This is a genomic window from Roseomonas sp. KE2513 (genome assembly GCF_016107305.1).
Classification (GTDB): domain Bacteria; phylum Pseudomonadota; class Alphaproteobacteria; order Acetobacterales; family Acetobacteraceae; genus Roseomonas.
In genome coordinates this window covers 1-16,314 of sequence record NZ_RCVR01000031.1, presented here as the reverse complement: position 1 = coordinate 16,314, position 16,314 = coordinate 1, and the positions used below count along the sequence as shown (strand labels likewise).

12 protein-coding genes and 2 pseudogenes are annotated in these 16,314 nt (G+C 66.6%); 7 read left to right on the top strand and 7 right to left on the bottom strand.

The genetic code is table 11. The features are described 5' to 3' along the window. Window position 1 precedes the first annotated feature (1 nt). The 3 genes from D9599_RS23060 to D9599_RS23050 all read right to left on the bottom strand — a co-directional run bounded on the left by D9599_RS23060 (window position 2) and on the right by D9599_RS23050 (window position 4,221). Window positions 2-1,597 carry an ABC transporter substrate-binding protein gene (locus tag D9599_RS23060; protein WP_309228690.1) on the bottom strand — a complete coding sequence of 532 codons (1,596 nt, stop codon included), beginning with the start codon at window positions 1,595-1,597 and terminating at the stop codon, window positions 2-4. A 564-nt stretch (window positions 1,598-2,161) separates the two neighbouring features. Then, complete coding sequence (locus D9599_RS23055) at window positions 2,162-3,019, bottom strand: alpha/beta hydrolase (protein ID WP_198383648.1); 858 nt, start codon at window positions 3,017-3,019, stop codon at window positions 2,162-2,164. A gap of 278 nt (window positions 3,020-3,297) precedes the next feature. Beyond that, complete coding sequence (locus D9599_RS23050) at window positions 3,298-4,221, bottom strand: LysR family transcriptional regulator (RefSeq protein ID WP_198383647.1); 924 nt, start codon at window positions 4,219-4,221, stop codon at window positions 3,298-3,300. Between the two features lie 86 nt (window positions 4,222-4,307). On the opposite strand from D9599_RS23050, the gene D9599_RS23045 reads away from it, so the two are divergent. Beyond that, a complete protein-coding gene (locus D9599_RS23045) occupies window positions 4,308-5,054 on the top strand; it encodes a sulfite exporter TauE/SafE family protein (RefSeq protein WP_232480803.1) in 747 nt (248 codons plus the stop codon). Between the two features lie 908 nt (window positions 5,055-5,962). Here the strand turns inward: D9599_RS23045 and D9599_RS23040 are convergent. Then, entirely contained in the window at window positions 5,963-7,285 is a 1,323-nt protein-coding gene (locus tag D9599_RS23040) for a PLP-dependent aminotransferase family protein (protein ID WP_198383646.1), read from the bottom strand. A gap of 68 nt (window positions 7,286-7,353) precedes the next feature. Between D9599_RS23040 and D9599_RS23035 the strand changes: the two genes are divergently transcribed. Beyond that, a complete protein-coding gene (locus D9599_RS23035; protein ID WP_198383645.1) occupies window positions 7,354-8,367 on the top strand; it encodes a threonine/serine dehydratase in 1,014 nt (337 codons plus the stop codon). A gap of 439 nt (window positions 8,368-8,806) precedes the next feature. Here D9599_RS23035 and D9599_RS23030 read toward each other — a convergent pair whose 3' ends face one another. Then, complete coding sequence (locus D9599_RS23030) at window positions 8,807-9,211, bottom strand: hypothetical protein (protein ID WP_198383680.1); 405 nt, start codon at window positions 9,209-9,211, stop codon at window positions 8,807-8,809. On the opposite strand from D9599_RS23030, the pseudogene D9599_RS32480 reads away from it, so the two are divergent. Together D9599_RS32480 and D9599_RS23020 are read left to right on the top strand one after the other, a co-directional pair. Further along, window positions 9,098-10,279: pseudogene (locus D9599_RS32480) on the top strand (PAS domain-containing protein); the annotation flags it as partial. The gene D9599_RS23030 and the pseudogene D9599_RS32480 sit on opposite strands and share 114 nt — an antisense overlap. A 316-nt stretch (window positions 10,280-10,595) precedes the next feature. Beyond that, window positions 10,596-11,579: an ATP-binding protein gene (locus tag D9599_RS23020; RefSeq protein WP_198383644.1), complete on the top strand. Its 984-nt coding sequence runs from the start codon at window positions 10,596-10,598 to the stop codon at window positions 11,577-11,579. Between the two features lie 139 nt (window positions 11,580-11,718). Here D9599_RS23020 and D9599_RS23015 read toward each other — a convergent pair whose 3' ends face one another. Then, window positions 11,719-12,699, bottom strand: a complete 981-nt coding sequence (locus D9599_RS23015; RefSeq protein ID WP_198383643.1) for a tripartite tricarboxylate transporter substrate binding protein — start codon at window positions 12,697-12,699, stop codon at window positions 11,719-11,721. Between the two features lie 776 nt (window positions 12,700-13,475). After that, on the bottom strand, window positions 13,476-14,084 hold the full coding sequence (locus D9599_RS32325) for a TetR family transcriptional regulator (RefSeq protein ID WP_309228692.1): 609 nt from the start codon (window positions 14,082-14,084) through the stop codon (window positions 13,476-13,478). A gap of 99 nt (window positions 14,085-14,183) precedes the next feature. On the opposite strand from D9599_RS32325, the pseudogene D9599_RS32015 reads away from it, so the two are divergent. The 3 genes and pseudogenes from D9599_RS32015 to D9599_RS22995 all read left to right on the top strand — a co-directional run. Next, a pseudogene (locus D9599_RS32015) lies at window positions 14,184-14,357 on the top strand (IS5/IS1182 family transposase); the annotation flags it as partial. 199 nt (window positions 14,358-14,556) lie between these two features. Further along, complete coding sequence (locus D9599_RS23000; RefSeq protein ID WP_232480801.1) at window positions 14,557-15,261, top strand: GntR family transcriptional regulator; 705 nt, start codon at window positions 14,557-14,559, stop codon at window positions 15,259-15,261. A 24-nt stretch (window positions 15,262-15,285) separates the two neighbouring features. After that, window positions 15,286-16,302: a Zn-dependent oxidoreductase gene (locus D9599_RS22995; protein ID WP_198383640.1), complete on the top strand. Its 1,017-nt coding sequence runs from the start codon at window positions 15,286-15,288 to the stop codon at window positions 16,300-16,302. The last annotated feature ends 12 nt before the right edge of the window (window positions 16,303-16,314 follow it).

Here is a 16,314-nt window from a genome sequence, read left to right as displayed (position 1 = left end):
ATCAGGATTCCTTCGTGACGCCGGTGGCAAGCGTGTACTGGTCGGCGCGGGTGACGTAGCCAAGGCCCTTCTTCGCCGCCCAGACGGAGACCTCGTGATGAAGGGGGATGAGGGCAACGTCGCGAAAGGCGATGCCGCTGGCCTCCGCGAGCAGTGCGTTGCGGGCGTTGTCGTCCATGGTTTGGAGCGCCTCCTTCAGGCGGCGGTCGACCTCGGGGTTCGAGTAGCGGCCGCCGTTTGAGATGCCGAAACCCGCCGGGCGGTCCTCGGTGGCGACGAGGGCAGCCATGGGGTTGCTCGTTTCCCCGGTGTTCACGCCCCAGGCGCCGAGGAAGAGGGACTGCTCGGTGCGCTGACTGTTCTTCCCGGCATAGGTGGACCACGGCATCACCTCAGCCCGCGTTTCGACGCCGATGCGGGTGAGCATCCCGGCGACGGCCTGCACGATCTTCGCGTCGTTGATGTAGCGGTCATTCGGGCCGTGGAGGGTGACGCGGAAGCCGCGGGGGTAGCCGGCCTCGGCAAGTAAGGCCTTGGCGCGGTTGGGCTCGTAGGGGGTGGGTTGCAGGCTCGGATCCGTGCCGGGGCCGCCGGAGGGCAAGAACTGGGTGGCGGTGACCGCCTGACCCTCCATCACGCGTTCGACAACCGCTTGGCGGTTAATGGCGAGGGAGATGGCTTGGCGGACGCGGAGGTCCTTGAAGGGGTTGCGGTCGAGGGGCTTTCCGTCCGGGCCGGTGACGAAGGGGGAAACCTCGTTCACCTGGTCGAGGCCCAAATAGACGAAGCGCGACGAGACGCCGCTGATGAGGTGCAGGCGGGGGTCGGCGCGGACGCGATCGGCGTTGCCGGAGGGGACGGCCTCGATGATGTCGAGGTCGCCGGCCAGGAGCGCGGCCAGGCGCGCGGCGTCATCCGTGACAACACGCAGCTCGACGCGCTCCCAAGGGGTGGGGCCGCCCCACCAACTCTCGTTGCGGTCGAGGGCGATGCGGTTGCCCGGGATGTATTCACGCAGCTTATAGGGGCCGGTGCCAATCGCGGCGCGGCCGGCGTTGAACTCGGCGCTGGGCTCACCGGCAAGTCGAGCCTGGATGATGCGGACCCGACCGATGGCGTTCAGCAGCAGGGGATCGGGCGCTGCGGTTTCCACCAGCAGGGTCCGCGGATCGGGCGCCGACATGGCCTTGATGCTGCGCGTGTAGGTCCGGAAGGAAGCGGCGCTGGGGATCTCGGTTGCGCGCCGGATCGAAGCGATGGCGTCATCGGCCGTGAAGGGCGTGCCGTCGGTGAAGCGGGTGTCGCGGAGGCGGAAGAGCCAGTGGGTGTCGTCCTGCCGCGTCCAGGATTCGGCGAGGCCAGGGACAGAGCGGGAGGCGTGGTCGTTCACCGTAAGGCTGTCGAAGAGATGCGTGGCGACCGCGTTGTTGGGGGCGTTGCTCAAGAGGTGGGGGTCGAGGGTGGTGTTCGGCGCGGCCATGCCGATCCGCAACACCCCGGCAGCGTCCTGCGCGCTGGCCGCTCTCAGCCACCCTGGCCCTGCCCAGGTAGCCCCTAGGCTGAGAGCGATGGCAATAAGGTCGCGCCGTTGGTTCACAACTAAACCTCCTCGCCCGACAGCGATCAAGCTGACAGGTAGTGCGGATCTAGAAAGCAATCCGATCTTGGCCCCGAAGCGCAACTGTAATCCCCGAAGGTGGAGCCGGGAAGGCGTAGGGCTGGTAGTCCCGTTTCCGCAGCCGAGTTCGATCCTGCCCGGAATCTCGCGCCTGTCATCTGTCGGTCTGGTCCTCGTAGGCGACCGGACATCGCTGCCCGACGATCGGGGGCGGCGGTTGTATGCCCCTCTTCGCTGGTGGCTCAGATTGATGGTTTTTCCGAAGCGGACGCGCATGCACGAGCGGCACCTCCGAACGGAGTTATCCTGTTAGGTGCTGCACCCTTCCTTGAACTCCGGGCCCATCAGCGCCGCGGACGTCCCGCCGCCAGTGGTAAGATCGCCGGATCTCTTCTGGCTGGCAGTCCACGCAAAGCAGGTACTAGGTGGACACATCTTGCTCCACGGCGACCCACGACTTTACAGGCCGACACCTATCTCCAGGAGCTGTTTCCCTGACCTCGTCTGGTCGCTCCATCCACCACTTCGCCCCTGTTTCAGAGCTTAGGCATGGCTCGAGATGGCGTTGAGGACAGGGCTGTCATCGGCGACGTACTGGTCCAGAATGCTGAAGTGATCATGGCCGGAGATCACCTGCACGGCAGGGTCGCCACCGTGTCGGCGCAGATGGTGCGAGTAGCGGAAAGTTTGTTCGATCCAGCGCCAGGGCTCCTTCCCGCCGACGAAGAGGTTGACTTGGGCACGTGACCTCGGCGTGATCCGTTCATAATCGTGGCGTGCCGCGATCTCCGGCGTGAGCCGTAGATCCTCATTGACGGTCGTCAGCATGGCCGGAGCAGGGTCGTACACGCCGCTGATCAATGTCGCGGCCCGTAGGAAGGAGGGATCCAGACCGCGCGCGGTCCAATCGGTCGCCAGCGCCGCCGCGCAGAGATGCGCCCCGGCGGAATGGCCGGAGAGACTGACGGAGGTGGGATCCCCACCATGTGCCCCGCCGTTTCGCACAGTCCACTCAATGGCGGCGAGGGCGGAGTCGACGGTGCCGTCCAGCGTGGAGTCCGGGCAGAGCTCGTAGTTCGGGATCACGGCCGTGAAGCCGCGCCGCACCAGAGCTTGGGCAACGAAGGCGAAGCCGCTCTTGTCGTTCGTCCGCCAGTACCCCCCGTGAAAGAATACGTGCATCGGCGCTCGCGGCCGGGCCGCGGGGTAGATGTCCAGGCGGCGGCGCGGGTGCTCGCCATAGGTTAGGTCGGCGGTGCGTCGCAGGCTGCCGAGAGCGGTGTCGTTCATGGGTGCCCGTCGTGACCGGTGCGCCGCGAAGTCGGGGAAGGCACGTTGCGGGTTGTAGTGGAATTCGTGTTCCTCAGGGCTAGCGGGCGCCCAGGGTGCGATCGTGGTCATGGTCAGGCAGCCTATGGGATGATGCATGAAAGGGCAGCGCGCGTTCTCTCCGAAATCCTATAGGGCGCAAGATATAAGCCCAGTCCAGCCCGCCGGGCGCGGCGAACAGGTGCGGCCTCGGAATCAGACAGACCGGTCGTCCAGTGGCGCGTTGGACAGGGCAGGGGACGCTCGGCAGCGAGCAGTCCTCTACTGGCCGCGAGCGTCACTTCTCTTCCTGTACAATTCGCATAGAAGAGTGGCCAACGGGGCAGTAGCCATTCGATAGCGTCAGGATGTCACCCTGTCGGGTCGCCCATAGCCAATCCCGCCATCTCCCGCTGCCCTGCCAGGTGTTCCGCAAGTTTCCCCGCATGGGGCGACAGCGCGTCGAGCCGACGGACGAGCACCACCAGCTGTCGCTCGGCCCAGGGATCCTCCATGCGCACCATGGCAAGGGTGTCCTGCGTGTCCCACCGTCGTGCCGCAGCCTCGGGCACCACGGCGATGCCCGCACCGAGTGCGACCATGCGACATGTTGTGTCCAGCCCGCGCACCCGCACGCGCGTCCGCATCCGCCCGCCCACACGCGCTGCATGCCCGGCCAAGTGCCCACCGAGCGCGCTCTCGTCCGAGAGGCCCACGAACTCGAAGTCCATCGTCTCCGAGAGGGTCACTCGTCCACGTCCCGCCAGGGGGTGGTCCAGCGGCGTGATCAACACCAGCCGGTCTGTCCGGAAAGGCAGGGCTTCCAGGCCTGAAAAGTCCGCGTGACCCGCCGCGATCCCGACCTCCGCCTCTTCCTCGGCAACAGCCCGCGCCACCTCGGGGCTGGGTCGCTCACCGAGGTCCACATCCACGTTCGGGTTGGCGCGCAGGAAGTCGGCCAGGAGTTCGGGTAGGAACTCGGCTGCGGCGGCGGTATTGGCCAGCAACCGTACGCAGCCCCGTAGCCCGCGAGCGTACTCGCCCATCTCGCCGCGCATTTGCTCCATCTGCCCGGTCACTAACCGTGCATGCCGCAGCAACGTGCGTCCGGCGGGCGTCGGCCCCACCCCGCGCCGGCCCCGTTCCAGCAGCGGCACGCCAGCTTGCTCTTCCATCCCCCGTATCCGGGTCGAGGCGGAGGCGAGGGCGAGCCCGGCGCGTGTGGCGCCTGCCGTGATACTCCCCGCTTCCACCACATGCAGGAACAGGCGCAGGTCTGTCAGATCAAAATGCACGTGCGGCGTGCCTTCGCCCAGAACTAAGGCAGGCTACGCTAATCCCGCATTGTGCGGCAGTGGCGCCGGGCGGCAGGGTCCTACCCATGATGGACACGATTTCCTTCGCCCTGATGCTGTTCGGCATCTTCTTGTTGGCAGGCATGGTGAAAGGCCTGCTGGGCCTCGGCTTGCCGACCGTCGCCATGGGCCTGCTCGGCCTCGCCATGCCTCCCGTTCAGGCTGCCGCACTCCTTCTCGCCCCTTCGCTGGTGACGAATGTCTGGCAGCTACTGGCCGGACCGCGTTTTACCGCGCTGGTCCGGCGCCTCTGGCCCATGATGCTGGCCATCGTCATCGGCACCCTGGCCGGCTCGGGGATCATCGCCGGTACGGTTGCCTCGGCGGCGACTATGGGGCTTGGTATCGCCCTGTTCCTCTATGGCCTCATTGGCCTCCTGAAGCCGCAGCCCCGCCTCCCACCCACAATCGAATCCTGGGCGGGGCCGCTGGTCGGTGCGGTAACAGGGCTGGTTGCTGGGGCGACGGGCGTCTTCGTCATTCCAGCCGTTCCCTACCTCGGTTCTCTCGGCCTGGGTCGTGACGACCTCGTACAGGCGCTCGGCCTATCGTTCACCGTCTCGACCCTCGCCCTTGCCGCTGGCCTCGCCCTGCATGGCGCCTTGCCACTTGATGCCTCTGGCACCTCGCTGCTGGCCGTCCTGCCAGCCCTGGCCGGGATGTGGTTCGGTGGCTGGCTTCGCCTGAGGGTGCGGCCCGAGATCTTTCGCGGCGGTTTCTTCATCGGCCTACTTGTCCTCGGCGGCGAACTGATCTGGCGGGGGCTGGCGTGAGCGTCGGCCGCGCTCTGGCTCTTGTCTGCGCAGCGTTGCTGTTCCTGACCGCTCCCTCGACGCTGAAGCGGAAGAGGTCCCCGGCTTGTGACGCCGTTTGGCGCCGCATGGCGCTCCCTGCCATCGAACAGGACAGGCTCGGTTCCCGCCGTGCTGATCCGATCTGATCGCACCAGCCCGGACGGGCGAGGGGAGTCCTATGTGGCCTACCTCCTGGCCGCAGGAATCGTCAGAATTCAGCTCGGCTCCGATACGCCGGAGGACGCGCGTCGCTCCTCACCTTGTCAGGGCTGCGCGCCATGACTCTCCATCTCGCGCCGTGACAGCTGGTTTCGGTGCGCATTGGTCTTCTCAACTTTGGCGCGGGCGAGCCGCTTTGGCCGCGTCCGAGGTGCCGGTTGCCGCGCTCCACCCAGCCTGCGGCGGCCTACCTTCCGCCCGACATTCAGCGCCGGCACTGCTCCTGTACCCGGACGATCCTGAGGAGGCACTGGCCTGCCCTCGCGTCGACCCAGGAGCCGAAGCGGTTGGGACCACCACTCGGGGGGGATCATGGACGAGGACCCTGGGCCTGGGGGGCGACGACGCTGCCGCAGCCGGACAGATCGCGGGCGCGCCTTTTCGCGAGCAGCGATGGTTGGGCAATGTAGGGGTCCCAGCGTGCTGCCTTCCTTCAGAGGTAAGCCCCTTGAGAAGGAGTGGGTTGCCTCAGCGTATGCTCCAGGGCGAGAAGGCGGTGGAAGCCGCTGTCCGACTTGGGCGCCGAGCCGCAATGGCAGGGTCCGGCCGTAAGCGGCTCGGCCGTTTCCGGGAAGCGGCAGAGGGAGCGGAAGCGCGGGGGCAGATCTCGCCTGCCCGGGTCGGACCGTCGGTAGCTCTTCGAGGGACGCAGGCAGCAGCTCCTCAAATCACAGAGCACTGGCGACGATCCGCAGAGCCCGCTCCAGATCGCCGCGACTCATGGGTGCACCGAGGGCAAGTCGTACGCTGTTGGGTGCGCTGCCAATCCCGAATGCTGCCCCGGGGGTGATCCGCACGCCGAGAACGGTCAGCCGCTGCACTAAATTCTGCGCGGCCGTCCGCCGCGGCAGGTTGAGCCACAGGTGCATGGAGGCAGGGTGCGATGAGGGCCATGCCTGAAGCGGCAGCAGGCACTTGGCCATCGCCTGCCGTGTCCGTGCCTCGTGGCGCTTCTCCGTCTCGAGAAGGGCGGCGGTCCCGTCACCAACCCAGAGGGAGGCGATCGCGGCACCCAGCGGCGGCGCAGTCCAGACGGTAGCGCGGACCAGGTTCGAGGCCTGTTCCTCCCGCCCCGGCGGCACGAGCATCCAGGCGGCCCGCAAGCCCGGCGTGAAGCTCTTCGAGGTGGAACGCAGATGCCAGCTCCGTTCAGGCGCGAAAGCAGCCAGCGGCGGGATCAGCGGGTCGTCCTCCGTCAGGAAACCGTAGGCGTCGTCCTCGATAAGGTGGAAGTCGAGCCGCCGGGCGATCGCGGCCACTGCTTCGCGTCGCCCGGCGGGCATCGTCACGGCCGTCGGGTTCTGCAGGGATGGCATGCAGTACAGCGCCGCGATCCGGTGGCGCATTGCCATTCGCAGCAGAGCCCGCGGGCGGAGCCCGTTCCGGTCTATTGGAACCGGTAGAACCTTCAGCCCAAGGACGGCGGCGCTGGCCTCTATGCCCGGCCAGCTCAGCGCCTCCACCGCGATGGTGTCTCCGGGCCGGGTGGTGGCCATCAGCGCGAGGGTGACGGCGTGCTGCGCACCCGCGCAGATCACGACGCGGGACGGGTCCTCGGGTAGTCCGCGCCGCGATAGCCACGCCGCCCCGGCAGCCCGGTCGGCCGCTCGCCCGGCATGGGGCTGGTAGTCCGCCACGACCATGCGCTCTCGCCGGAGGACAAGCCGCGCGGCCTTCTCAAACTGGTCGGCCAAGCCCGGGAGGGGCATGACGTTGCGGGTGAGATCGACGACGTTGGACGCGCCCTCCTCGATCCGGAAGGACGCGGCGTCAACATGGCCCGGTGCGCGGACGAAGCTGCCGCGCCCTACCTCACCCACAACCAAGCCCCGCGCTACCAGCAGGCGCATGGCGCGCGACGCCGTGTTGAGCGCAACGCCGTGCCGGAAGGCGAGATCGCGGTGGGCGGGCAGCCGCGCGCCCGGGAGCAGTCGCCCGTCGCGGATTTCCGCCTCCAGGATCGTGGCGATTTCCCTCGCGCTGTTGCTCATCGGTAGGCCATTGTCGCTGCGACAATGCTTCGATTGCCTCAAGGTGCCCGAGCTTTCAACCTCGGGGGATGAACGAGATCGTCACGACCCCCTGGCACCTGACCGCGCCCTCCTTCGAGGAGATCGGGGAGGCGGCCAGCCGAATCCGGGGCGTCCTTGTGAAGACGCCGCTCCTGGAGAGCGAGCGCCTGAACGCGAGGCTGGGCGGGCGCCTCCTCGTTAAGGCGGAAGGGCTCCAGCGGACCGGCAGCTTCAAGGCGCGCGGCGCCTGGAACCGCCTCTCGCTGCTGTCGGCGGAAGAGCGCGCGCGGGGCGTCGTCGCCTTCTCCTCGGGCAACCACGCCCAGGCGGTCGCCTGGACCGGGCGGCGCTTGGGCATCGGCACGGTGGTCATCGCCATGCCGGCGGACGCGCCCGCGGCCAAGATCGAGCGGACCCGTGGCTGGGGTGCTGAGGTGGTGCTCTACGACCGTGCCACCGAGGACCGCGAGACCTTGGGACACCGCCTGGCGGAGGAGCGCAACCTGATCCTGGTGCCGCCGTATGACGACCGCCGTGTGATCGCGGGTGCGGGCACGCTCGGGTTAGAGGTGGCGCAGCAGGCTGCGGCGATGGGAGCGACGCCCGAGGCTCTGCTGGTCTGCTGCGCAGGGGGCGGCCTCACGGCTGGCTGCGCTCTGGCTCTGGAAACCGTGCTGCCCGGCGCACGTGTCTTTGCAGTTGAGCCCGAAGGGTTTGACGATACAACACGCAGCCTCGCCGCTGGCAAACGGCTGGGTAACGCGCCCGGCACGACCTCCATCTGCGATGCCGTGCTGGCGCCGATGCCCGGGGCCTTGACCTTCTCGATCAATGCCCCGCGCCTCGGCGGTGGCCTCGTAGTAAGCGATGCCGAGGCGCTCGCGGCCATGCGCGTGGCCCTTGAGGAGTTCGGGCTGGTGGTTGAGCCGGGCGGCGCCGTCGCGCTGGCTGCTGCCCTGTCCGAACGTCTGCCCATCGCCGGTCACACCGTGGCCGTGGCACTCACCGGCGCGAACGTCGATCCCGGCATTTACCAGCGGGCGCTTTTCCTCAGCACCTGATGACGGTGCTGGAGCAGGCCTGCTCATGCCTCAACTTAATCATCGGCTGCCCAACTGACCGTGTCTGCTTTTGAGCCTTGTCCCTGCGCGCGCTTTCGGCTGCTGTGAGCGCCTTTCAGCCTGACCAGCCCGCTTGGGCGGCTCGGGAGGCAGATGTCACCCCGAGCCGCCGGGACCGTTTTGCGGAGGTGCTGGCCTCTAATAGGGATCGGGGCAACCTCGACATCGACGCCCAGGTGCCGCACGGCACTCTCAAGCTTCGTATATGGGCGCTGAGCCGACGCGGTTGGGTCTGGCTGAAAGTGGCACTTCCGCTGCTGAGCTGAACAAATGAATTTGAGAGGCGCTCACCCATGGTGAGAGGGCAGCAGCGCGCCGGCATTTCGGAGTGCTCGCCGAGCACCGGCTACGCTGTTATTGACGCCTTTCTTCGCCGATCTTAATTGTTCGTTTCTCGATCTGGGTTGGCTGGTTGATTCGGCCCTCGATGCTTGTCCACTCTCAACCCACTGATCTTGAAGGAGTGCGGATACCCATGCGCTTCCGCACGCACCTCGTGCTTCTGGTCGTATCGCTGACCATCCCCGCTCTCGCATTGGGTGGCAGCCTTCTTCTGCGAGAGGCCCAGGAAAGGCGACAGGCGGAACTGCGTAGCCTGGCTAACCAAGCTCAGGCTTTGGCCGCAGCCGTGGACCAGGAGATCGTCGGGATGCGGAAGGCTGCGGAGGTCATGGCCCTCTCGCTCACCTCCGAGGATCTTGCCGAGCCGGAGCGCCTCCGACCGCGCTTCCAAGCCATGCTCGCCCTCAATCCAGCTTGGCTTAACGTCGTTCTCCTTCGGCACGAGGCTGGCCAGATCCTGAACACGCTTGCGCCACCCGGGGCGGCACTCCCGGACAGGAGAGGCGGACCACAATCTGGATTACCCATCCCTTCCGTGTCAGACCCGTTCATCGGCCGCTACGCGGGGGTGCCGCTCGTCACTGTCAACGCCTCTGTTCCCACATCGAGCGAGCCGGGCTGGACCGTCGGGATCGGGATTCGAACCCATCACTTCGAGACAACCATCGCATCAGTGCTGCCGGAAGGTTCCCTGGCCGCCATCATCGGCGCCAACGGCCGCTTCGTAGCGCACACCTCCACGCCGCAAGGTGACCGCACCACGGCACTTGCCCCTCCGGAGATGGCGCAGTTCGCCCTCGCTGGCCTACCCGGCACCGCTGCGGCGGTGCAGACGCGCCGCGTTAATGGCGAGCCGATTGACGCGGCCTTGCATCGGACCGCGATGGCGCCCTGGACAGCGGCGGTGTCGCTGCCCCAGGGGGTTATCGACGCGGCGGTGTGGCGTGCCGTCGGTAGCATCGTCTGGTTTGGTAGCCTCGCGCTGGTGCTGGCGCTTGGCGCAGCGGGCTTCCTCAGCCGGCGACTTGGCCGGCGGGTAACGGCACTAGCCCGTGCGGCCGAGGCGACCGGCCGGGGCGAGACCGTCGCCGTGCCACCTGGCGTGGCGGAGGTGGATGGCGTGGCCGCAGCGCTGTCCCAGGCGGCGGCGGAAGTGCGGGGCCGTGAGGCCGATCTGCGCCGCGTTGGCGAGGACCGCCTACGGCTTGCCCATCAGATCGCCCGGATCGGTAGCTTTGACCAGCGGCTCGACGAGCCGGCTGCGGCGGTCACGCCCGAATATGTCGCCATCTCGGGACTGCCGGACGGAACCACGACGGACACCCATCAGGCTGCGCTGGCGCGCATCCACCCGGAAGACCGGGCTACGCACGACGAGACGGTGCGAACCGCGCTCAATGGGCGCGCAGTGGGCTACGAGACGGAGTTCCGCATCATCCGACCTTCCGACGGAGCGGTGAGGCGGATCGCCTCTCAGGCCGAAATCCGGCGCAATCCGGAAGGGCGGGCTGAGAGGCTGGTCGGGGTCGTTCGGGACGTGACCGCGGAACGCGCCGCCGCGGAGGATCTGCGCCGTCTGAACGCGGAACTGGAGACCCGCGTGCGCGAGGAAGTGGCGGCGCGGCAAGCCGCTCAGGTGAGGGCGGCGCATGCTGAGCGGATGCAGGCGCTCGGGCAGCTCGCGGGGGGGCATCGCTCACGACTTCAACAACGTTCTGCAGGCGGTGCAGGGCGGCGCTGCCCTGATCGAGCGGCGTCCGGGAGATGCCGCCGGAGTCCGGCGGCTGGCCCGTATGATGCTGGATGCAACCGGTCGGGGGGTAACGGTGACCCGCCGTCTGCTCTCCTTTGCGCGCCGCGACGAGCTGCAGGCCGAGCCGATCGAAGCTTTGCCGCTGCTGGCCGGTCTTTGCGAGGTGCTGTCGCATACGCTCGGTGCAGAGGTCGCCTGCCGTTACCACGTGGCACCCGGCATACCCCCGCTGCTCGCCGACAAGGGACAGCTTGAAACCGTGCTGGTGAACCTTGCCAGCAACGCGCGCGATGCGATGCCGCAAGGAGGCACTTTGACGATGAGTGCCGCCGAAATGCGATTGGAAGGTAGCTCCGGCCCGAGAGGGATGATGCCCGGCCGCTACATCCGGATTGCCGTCGAGGACACGGGGATCGGCATGGATCCGATGACGGTTTCTCGCGTCGGCGAGCCTTTCTTCACCACAAAGCCGAGGGGCGCGGGTACAGGGCTTGGTCTCTCCATGGCAAAGGGATTTGCGGAGCAATCCGGCGGGGCACTCACCGTAGAGAGCGAGCCGGGGAGGGGGACTGTTGTCGCTCTTTGGCTACCGCCAGCGCCTAACTCTGCCGAAGCACTTCGGTCGGATACATGCCCTGCAACAATGAATGCACAAACAGCATCAGCGGTCGTGCACCGCGTTCTCGTCGTCGATGACGAGCCGGTCGTGCGGGAGATGCTATTGGGCATGCTTGAGACGGCGGGCTATACTGTACTTCCCGCAGCCAGCGGCGCGGAGGCGCTCCAGTTGCTGGATGCCGGTGAGGCCGTGGACGTCCTCGTTAGCGATCTGTCCATGCCAGGGATGGGAGGGCTTGCCCTGATCGCGGCGGCACAGGCACGACGGCCGCACCTGCCGGCTGTCCTGCTGACCGGTTATGCAGGAGATGGTGCCTCCATAGCAGTCGGCGGCGCGATCTCGGGAACCTACTCCCTCCTGCGTAAGCCCGTCCGGGGCACGCAACTGGTCGAACGGATTGAGGCTCTGATCGCGGTGAGGGAGCCAATGCAGGAGTGAGCCAAATCCTGTTCTTGCTTAGGGCAAGATGGGGAGCAAGGAGCGCCGTGATCCGCTCGTCCGCTCCGCTGGCTGAAGGGAAGGCGATTTGCTCCTGAGAAAAATTTTCGCTTTAGAGCAGCATCAACTAGTGAATGTCCTACTCCCCGGTGATGCCGCGGGTGCGGATCACCTCGCCCCATTTGCTGCTTTCGGCGGAGAGGTAGGACGGGAACTCCTCGGGTGAGCCGGGCGTGACCGCGTTGGCGGCGGCCTGCAAGCGCGAAAGCACGTCCGGTTCCTTCAGAGTCGCCAGCATGGCCGCGTTCAGCTTGCGGATGATCGGCTCTGGCGTGCCGGCCGGAGCGAGCAGCGCGAACTGAGAGGAGCACTCGAAGCCCGGCAGGCCTGATTCCGCAATCGTCGGCACGTCAGGCGCGAGCGGCGAGCGCTGAAGGCTGGAGACGCCCAGCGGCACGACGGTCTTCGCCTGAATGAGCGGCAGCGCGGTCACCGCGTCCACGAAGGCCATCTGCACCTCTCCGGACAGCAGCGCTTGCACGGCGGGCGCGCCGCCACGGTAAGTGACGTTCAGCACGTCGATGTCGGCCATCTTCAGGAACAGCTCGGTCGCGAGATGGGCGGAGGAGCCGGCGCCGGAGGAGGCATAGGAAAGCTTGCCGGGCTGGCGCTTGGCCAGCGCGATCAGTTCGGCGACCGTCTTCGCGCCCGTTGCGGGTGTGGTGCAGAGAAAGATCGGCGTTTCTGCGGCCCGGCCGATCGGCGCGAAGGAGCGCGCGTCGTCATAGCCTTTGTTTGGAAAGAGGTGGGTGGCCATGGCGTAGGTGGAGTTCACGCCGAGCAGGATGGTGTAGCCGTCTGGCCGCGCACGGGCGACGGAGGCGTGGCCGATCGTGCCCGAAGCTCCCGCACGGTTCTCCACCACTACCTGCTGGCCAAGCTGGCGGCTCATGCCCTGCGCCAGCAACCGGCCGACGAAATCCGTGGAGCCGCCCGGCGCCCAGGAGACGACGAGGGTGATGGGTCTAGCGGGATAGTCGGCCTGCGCCATGGCGGGAACGGCGCGGGAGAAGGCGAGCGCGCCAAGGCCGGTGCCGAGCGTACGGCGGCTAATTTGCATCTGGATGTTCCCCCTCACCGCTCCTCGGGAGCGCGTTACTGGCGAATGTACCGACTGGTACATTAGTGGCTCAAGCATAAAGAGGGAGCGTTGTGCATCTTCGCTCGTCATGCCCGGCTCCATCCGGCCGTCGCATCCTGCTGCGTGAGCAACTCCGTCTTGATCGTGCCTATTGGAGTGGGACTCTGGCTGTCCCGAACCCCACCCGCCCTTGCCCGAGGCAGCTAGGCGGGGCCTCTTATCTATCAACTGCTTGTTCAACTTTACCCGCCTAGGGTTAGAGCCGCAGGTGCTGCCGGAGCCTTTCAGCGCCGCGAACCGGATGGGCTTCATCGGACCTAACATCGCCCTCCCGTGCAAGCAGGCAGTGATGCCACTGCTGCGCGGCCGCTTGGAGGGGGTGTTGGTCCTCAACGCCCTGGAAACAGCGGTGCTGCGGGGGGCGTCGGACCGTCGACGACGAGGATGATGCTGGCAGCGCCGACCCCCGTACGGACCTGTCCCTGTGACGCGCGAGGGCGACGGATTGGTTCGCTATACGATGACCGGCACCGCCGCCCATCCCTGCCTGCCGGGCTGCTGTACTCCCGGCGCCGGTCCGCGGAGATAGTCTGTTTTCCATCGAGGACGCCGCAGCTCCGGGCGGCACGGGCGCTGGGCCGTTGCAAGCTCTATGGCGGCGACATGGCTGTGTTCCAGGCCGAGCACGCCTTCCGCCGCAATACTGGGCTGGAACCCGGTGACGACCAGATGCAAACGCATTTCTGAAACCTCGATTAGGACTGAGCGTGATCATGTTCAACAGATACCTTCAACCCGGCAGCAAGTAGGCGAGCACTGCGTGCATCAGCAGCTCGCGCCACCGCCGGATCACGCAGGTCGCGCGCGAAGATGGCGTTCAGGGTGTGGCGGTTGCTCACACGATGGAAGCTGGCGCCGTTGATCAGGATGTGGACGTCGAGTGGGTCCACGCCCGTGCGGAAGTAGCCCTCGTGTTCACCGCGCTCCAGCAGCTTCCGCAAAGTCGAGACCACCTCGGCATTGCGTTGCGCGATGACGGTGCTAGCGCGAATGTAGCAGGCTTCCTCGACGCTCTCGACGGCAACAAGGCGCACGAAGGCCGGGTTGGCGTGGTGGTAATCGAACGGGCCCTCCACGAGGCGGCGCATCGCCCCCTTCGGTGGCAGGGTGTCGAGTTGCAGCCGGCGTTCGGCATCGCGAATGTCACCGTATGCGCGTTCGATCACCGCGCCTTTGAGGGCGTCCTTGGAACCGAAGTAGTAGTAAATCATCCGCTTTCTCGTCCGCGTGTGGGCAGCGATCTCGTCCACGCGCGCACCAATTAGCTTCGCTCCCGCGAAGGTTGTGGTCGCGACGTCAAGGATCTAACGACGCGTCTGCTCCGGGGCGTGCTGACGGGGCTCAGGACCGAGCAGCGCAGTGTCGCGCTCGAGTTCGTCAGACTACTCCAGGTCAAGCACGGCTTCGTGCTCCTGCCCAGACGCTGGCTCGTCGAGCGCACCTCCGGCTGGTTCGCCCACTTCCACCGCCTCACCCGCGACTACGAGCGACTGCTTGAGGCGCTGACAAGCCTGCACCTCGTCGCCCTCACCGTCCTGCTGCTCAACCGCGCCGCAGAACTCGCTGCCAGTGCGTAACACCCACTGCAGCGTATGCGTTCTTTTCCAACCAGCTTCAATCTGATGAAAACAGCCGCTCGAAGACGTAACCGGCGGGCCGCTTCTACAGAGCACGTCAGCGGGCCAAACCTCTCCTTCTTGCTCGGTGTCGCCGCACTCGCACGGCTTGCAAGGCATGGTTGACAGGAGCTGCACACGTTGACTACTAGTATACTAGTTGAGGAAACGCCGTACTGTGCTTGACCTTATCCTCGAACGGCGGGAGCCCATCGCCCGCGAGCTCTACGCGGCCCTGCGCCAGCAGATCCTGCAAGGCGCCATGCTGCCTGGAATGGCCATCTCCGAAGCGCCGGTTGCTGAGCAGCTGAAGGTTAGCCGCACTCCGGTGCGGGAGGTCTTCCGCCGCTTGGCCGATGAGGGGCTGCTCGAAATCCGTCCGCAGATCGGCACCTTTGTTGCCCCCATTCGCCTTCCCGCCGTCCACGATGGTCAGTTCGTCCGCGAGACGCTGGAATGCCGCACCGTCCGTATGGCCGCAGAAATAAGCATTTCCGCTGACCGTACCCGTCTGGCTGAGCAGATTGAGATCCAGCGCCGCGCCGTCGTCTCACGGGATGAATTGGCCTTCTTCCGCTCCGACGAAGTCCTGCACTGCGAGTTAACCCGCATGGCTGGCCGTCCTGCCGTCTGGAACGTCATTCAAGACGTCAAGCTCCAGCTTGACCGCGTACGCTACCTCTCCTTCTCGAGCCAGGACTGGCTGGAAATGCTCCTGGCCGAGCATGAGCACTTGGTGGAATGCGTACTCGCCGGAGATGCTGAGGGTGCAGAGGCAGTGATGCGCGAGCACCTAAGGACGGTTTTCGCGGCCATTGAGCGCCTGCTGAACAGCAAACCCGAGTTCTTTACCCCGCGGCGCTGAAGCGCCTTTCGGAGGGAAACGCCCATGGTCGCGATCGCCGTCACCACGCCGCATGTCCTGCAGATTCTCGCAGACGAGCCGTCAGCGCCGCGCCCCGAGGAGGTTCTTGTCCGCGTGCAGCGCGCCGGCATCTGCGGCTCGGACCTGCACATCTATCACGGAAGCAACCCCTTCGCGCGATATCCCCGCATCATCGGCCATGAGTTCGCCGGCGTGGTCGAGGCGGTGGGCAGCGCAGTTTCGGGGCTCGCCGAGGGCGACCGCGTCGTCGTCGACCCTGTTGTTTCCTGCGGGCGGTGCTATGCCTGCCGGGCCGGCCGATCCAATGTCTGCGGCAAGCTCGAGGTCTTCGGCGTGCACCGCGACGGCGGGTTCCGCAGCCATGTCGCGGTGCCCGCGGCCAACGCGGTGAAGCTTCCCGGGAACCTTCCCATCGAGGTCGCCGCCCTGGCCGAGCCCTTCTCCATCGCGGCCAACGTGCTAACCCGCACCGGCATCACCGCAGAAGATTCCGTGCTCATCTATGGCGCAGGCACGGTGGGCCTGACCGTGCTGCAGGTGGCGAAGCTGCACGGCGCCCGCTGCATCGTGGCGGACTTGGACGAGGCACGCCTGGAGCGCGCGCGCGACTTCGGTGCCGACCTAGTCATCAACTCTAGCGCCCGCTCGGTGCCCGACGTCGTGGCCGCCGAGCATGACGGCCTCGGCCCCTCTCTGGTGATCGACGGCGCCGGCGTTCCCGCCTTGCTGGAGGAAGCCTGCCGTGTCGCGAGCCCGGCCGGGCGCATCGGCATCCTTGGTTTCTCGCCGGCAGCCTGCAATGTCAGCCAGCAGGAGATCGTGAAAAAGGAACTCACCTTGGCCGGCTCACGCCTGAACTGCCGCCTGTTGCCCCAGGTGGTGGAATGGCTGCAAAGCGGCGACCTGCAGCCCGCTGCCATGGTCACCCAGACCTTCGCTGCCGATGATGCCCGCGAGGCCTTTGACCTGATCGAGCGCGATCCCGGCAGCACCGTTAAGGTTCATCTCGCCTTTAGCTGAATTGCTTACCTT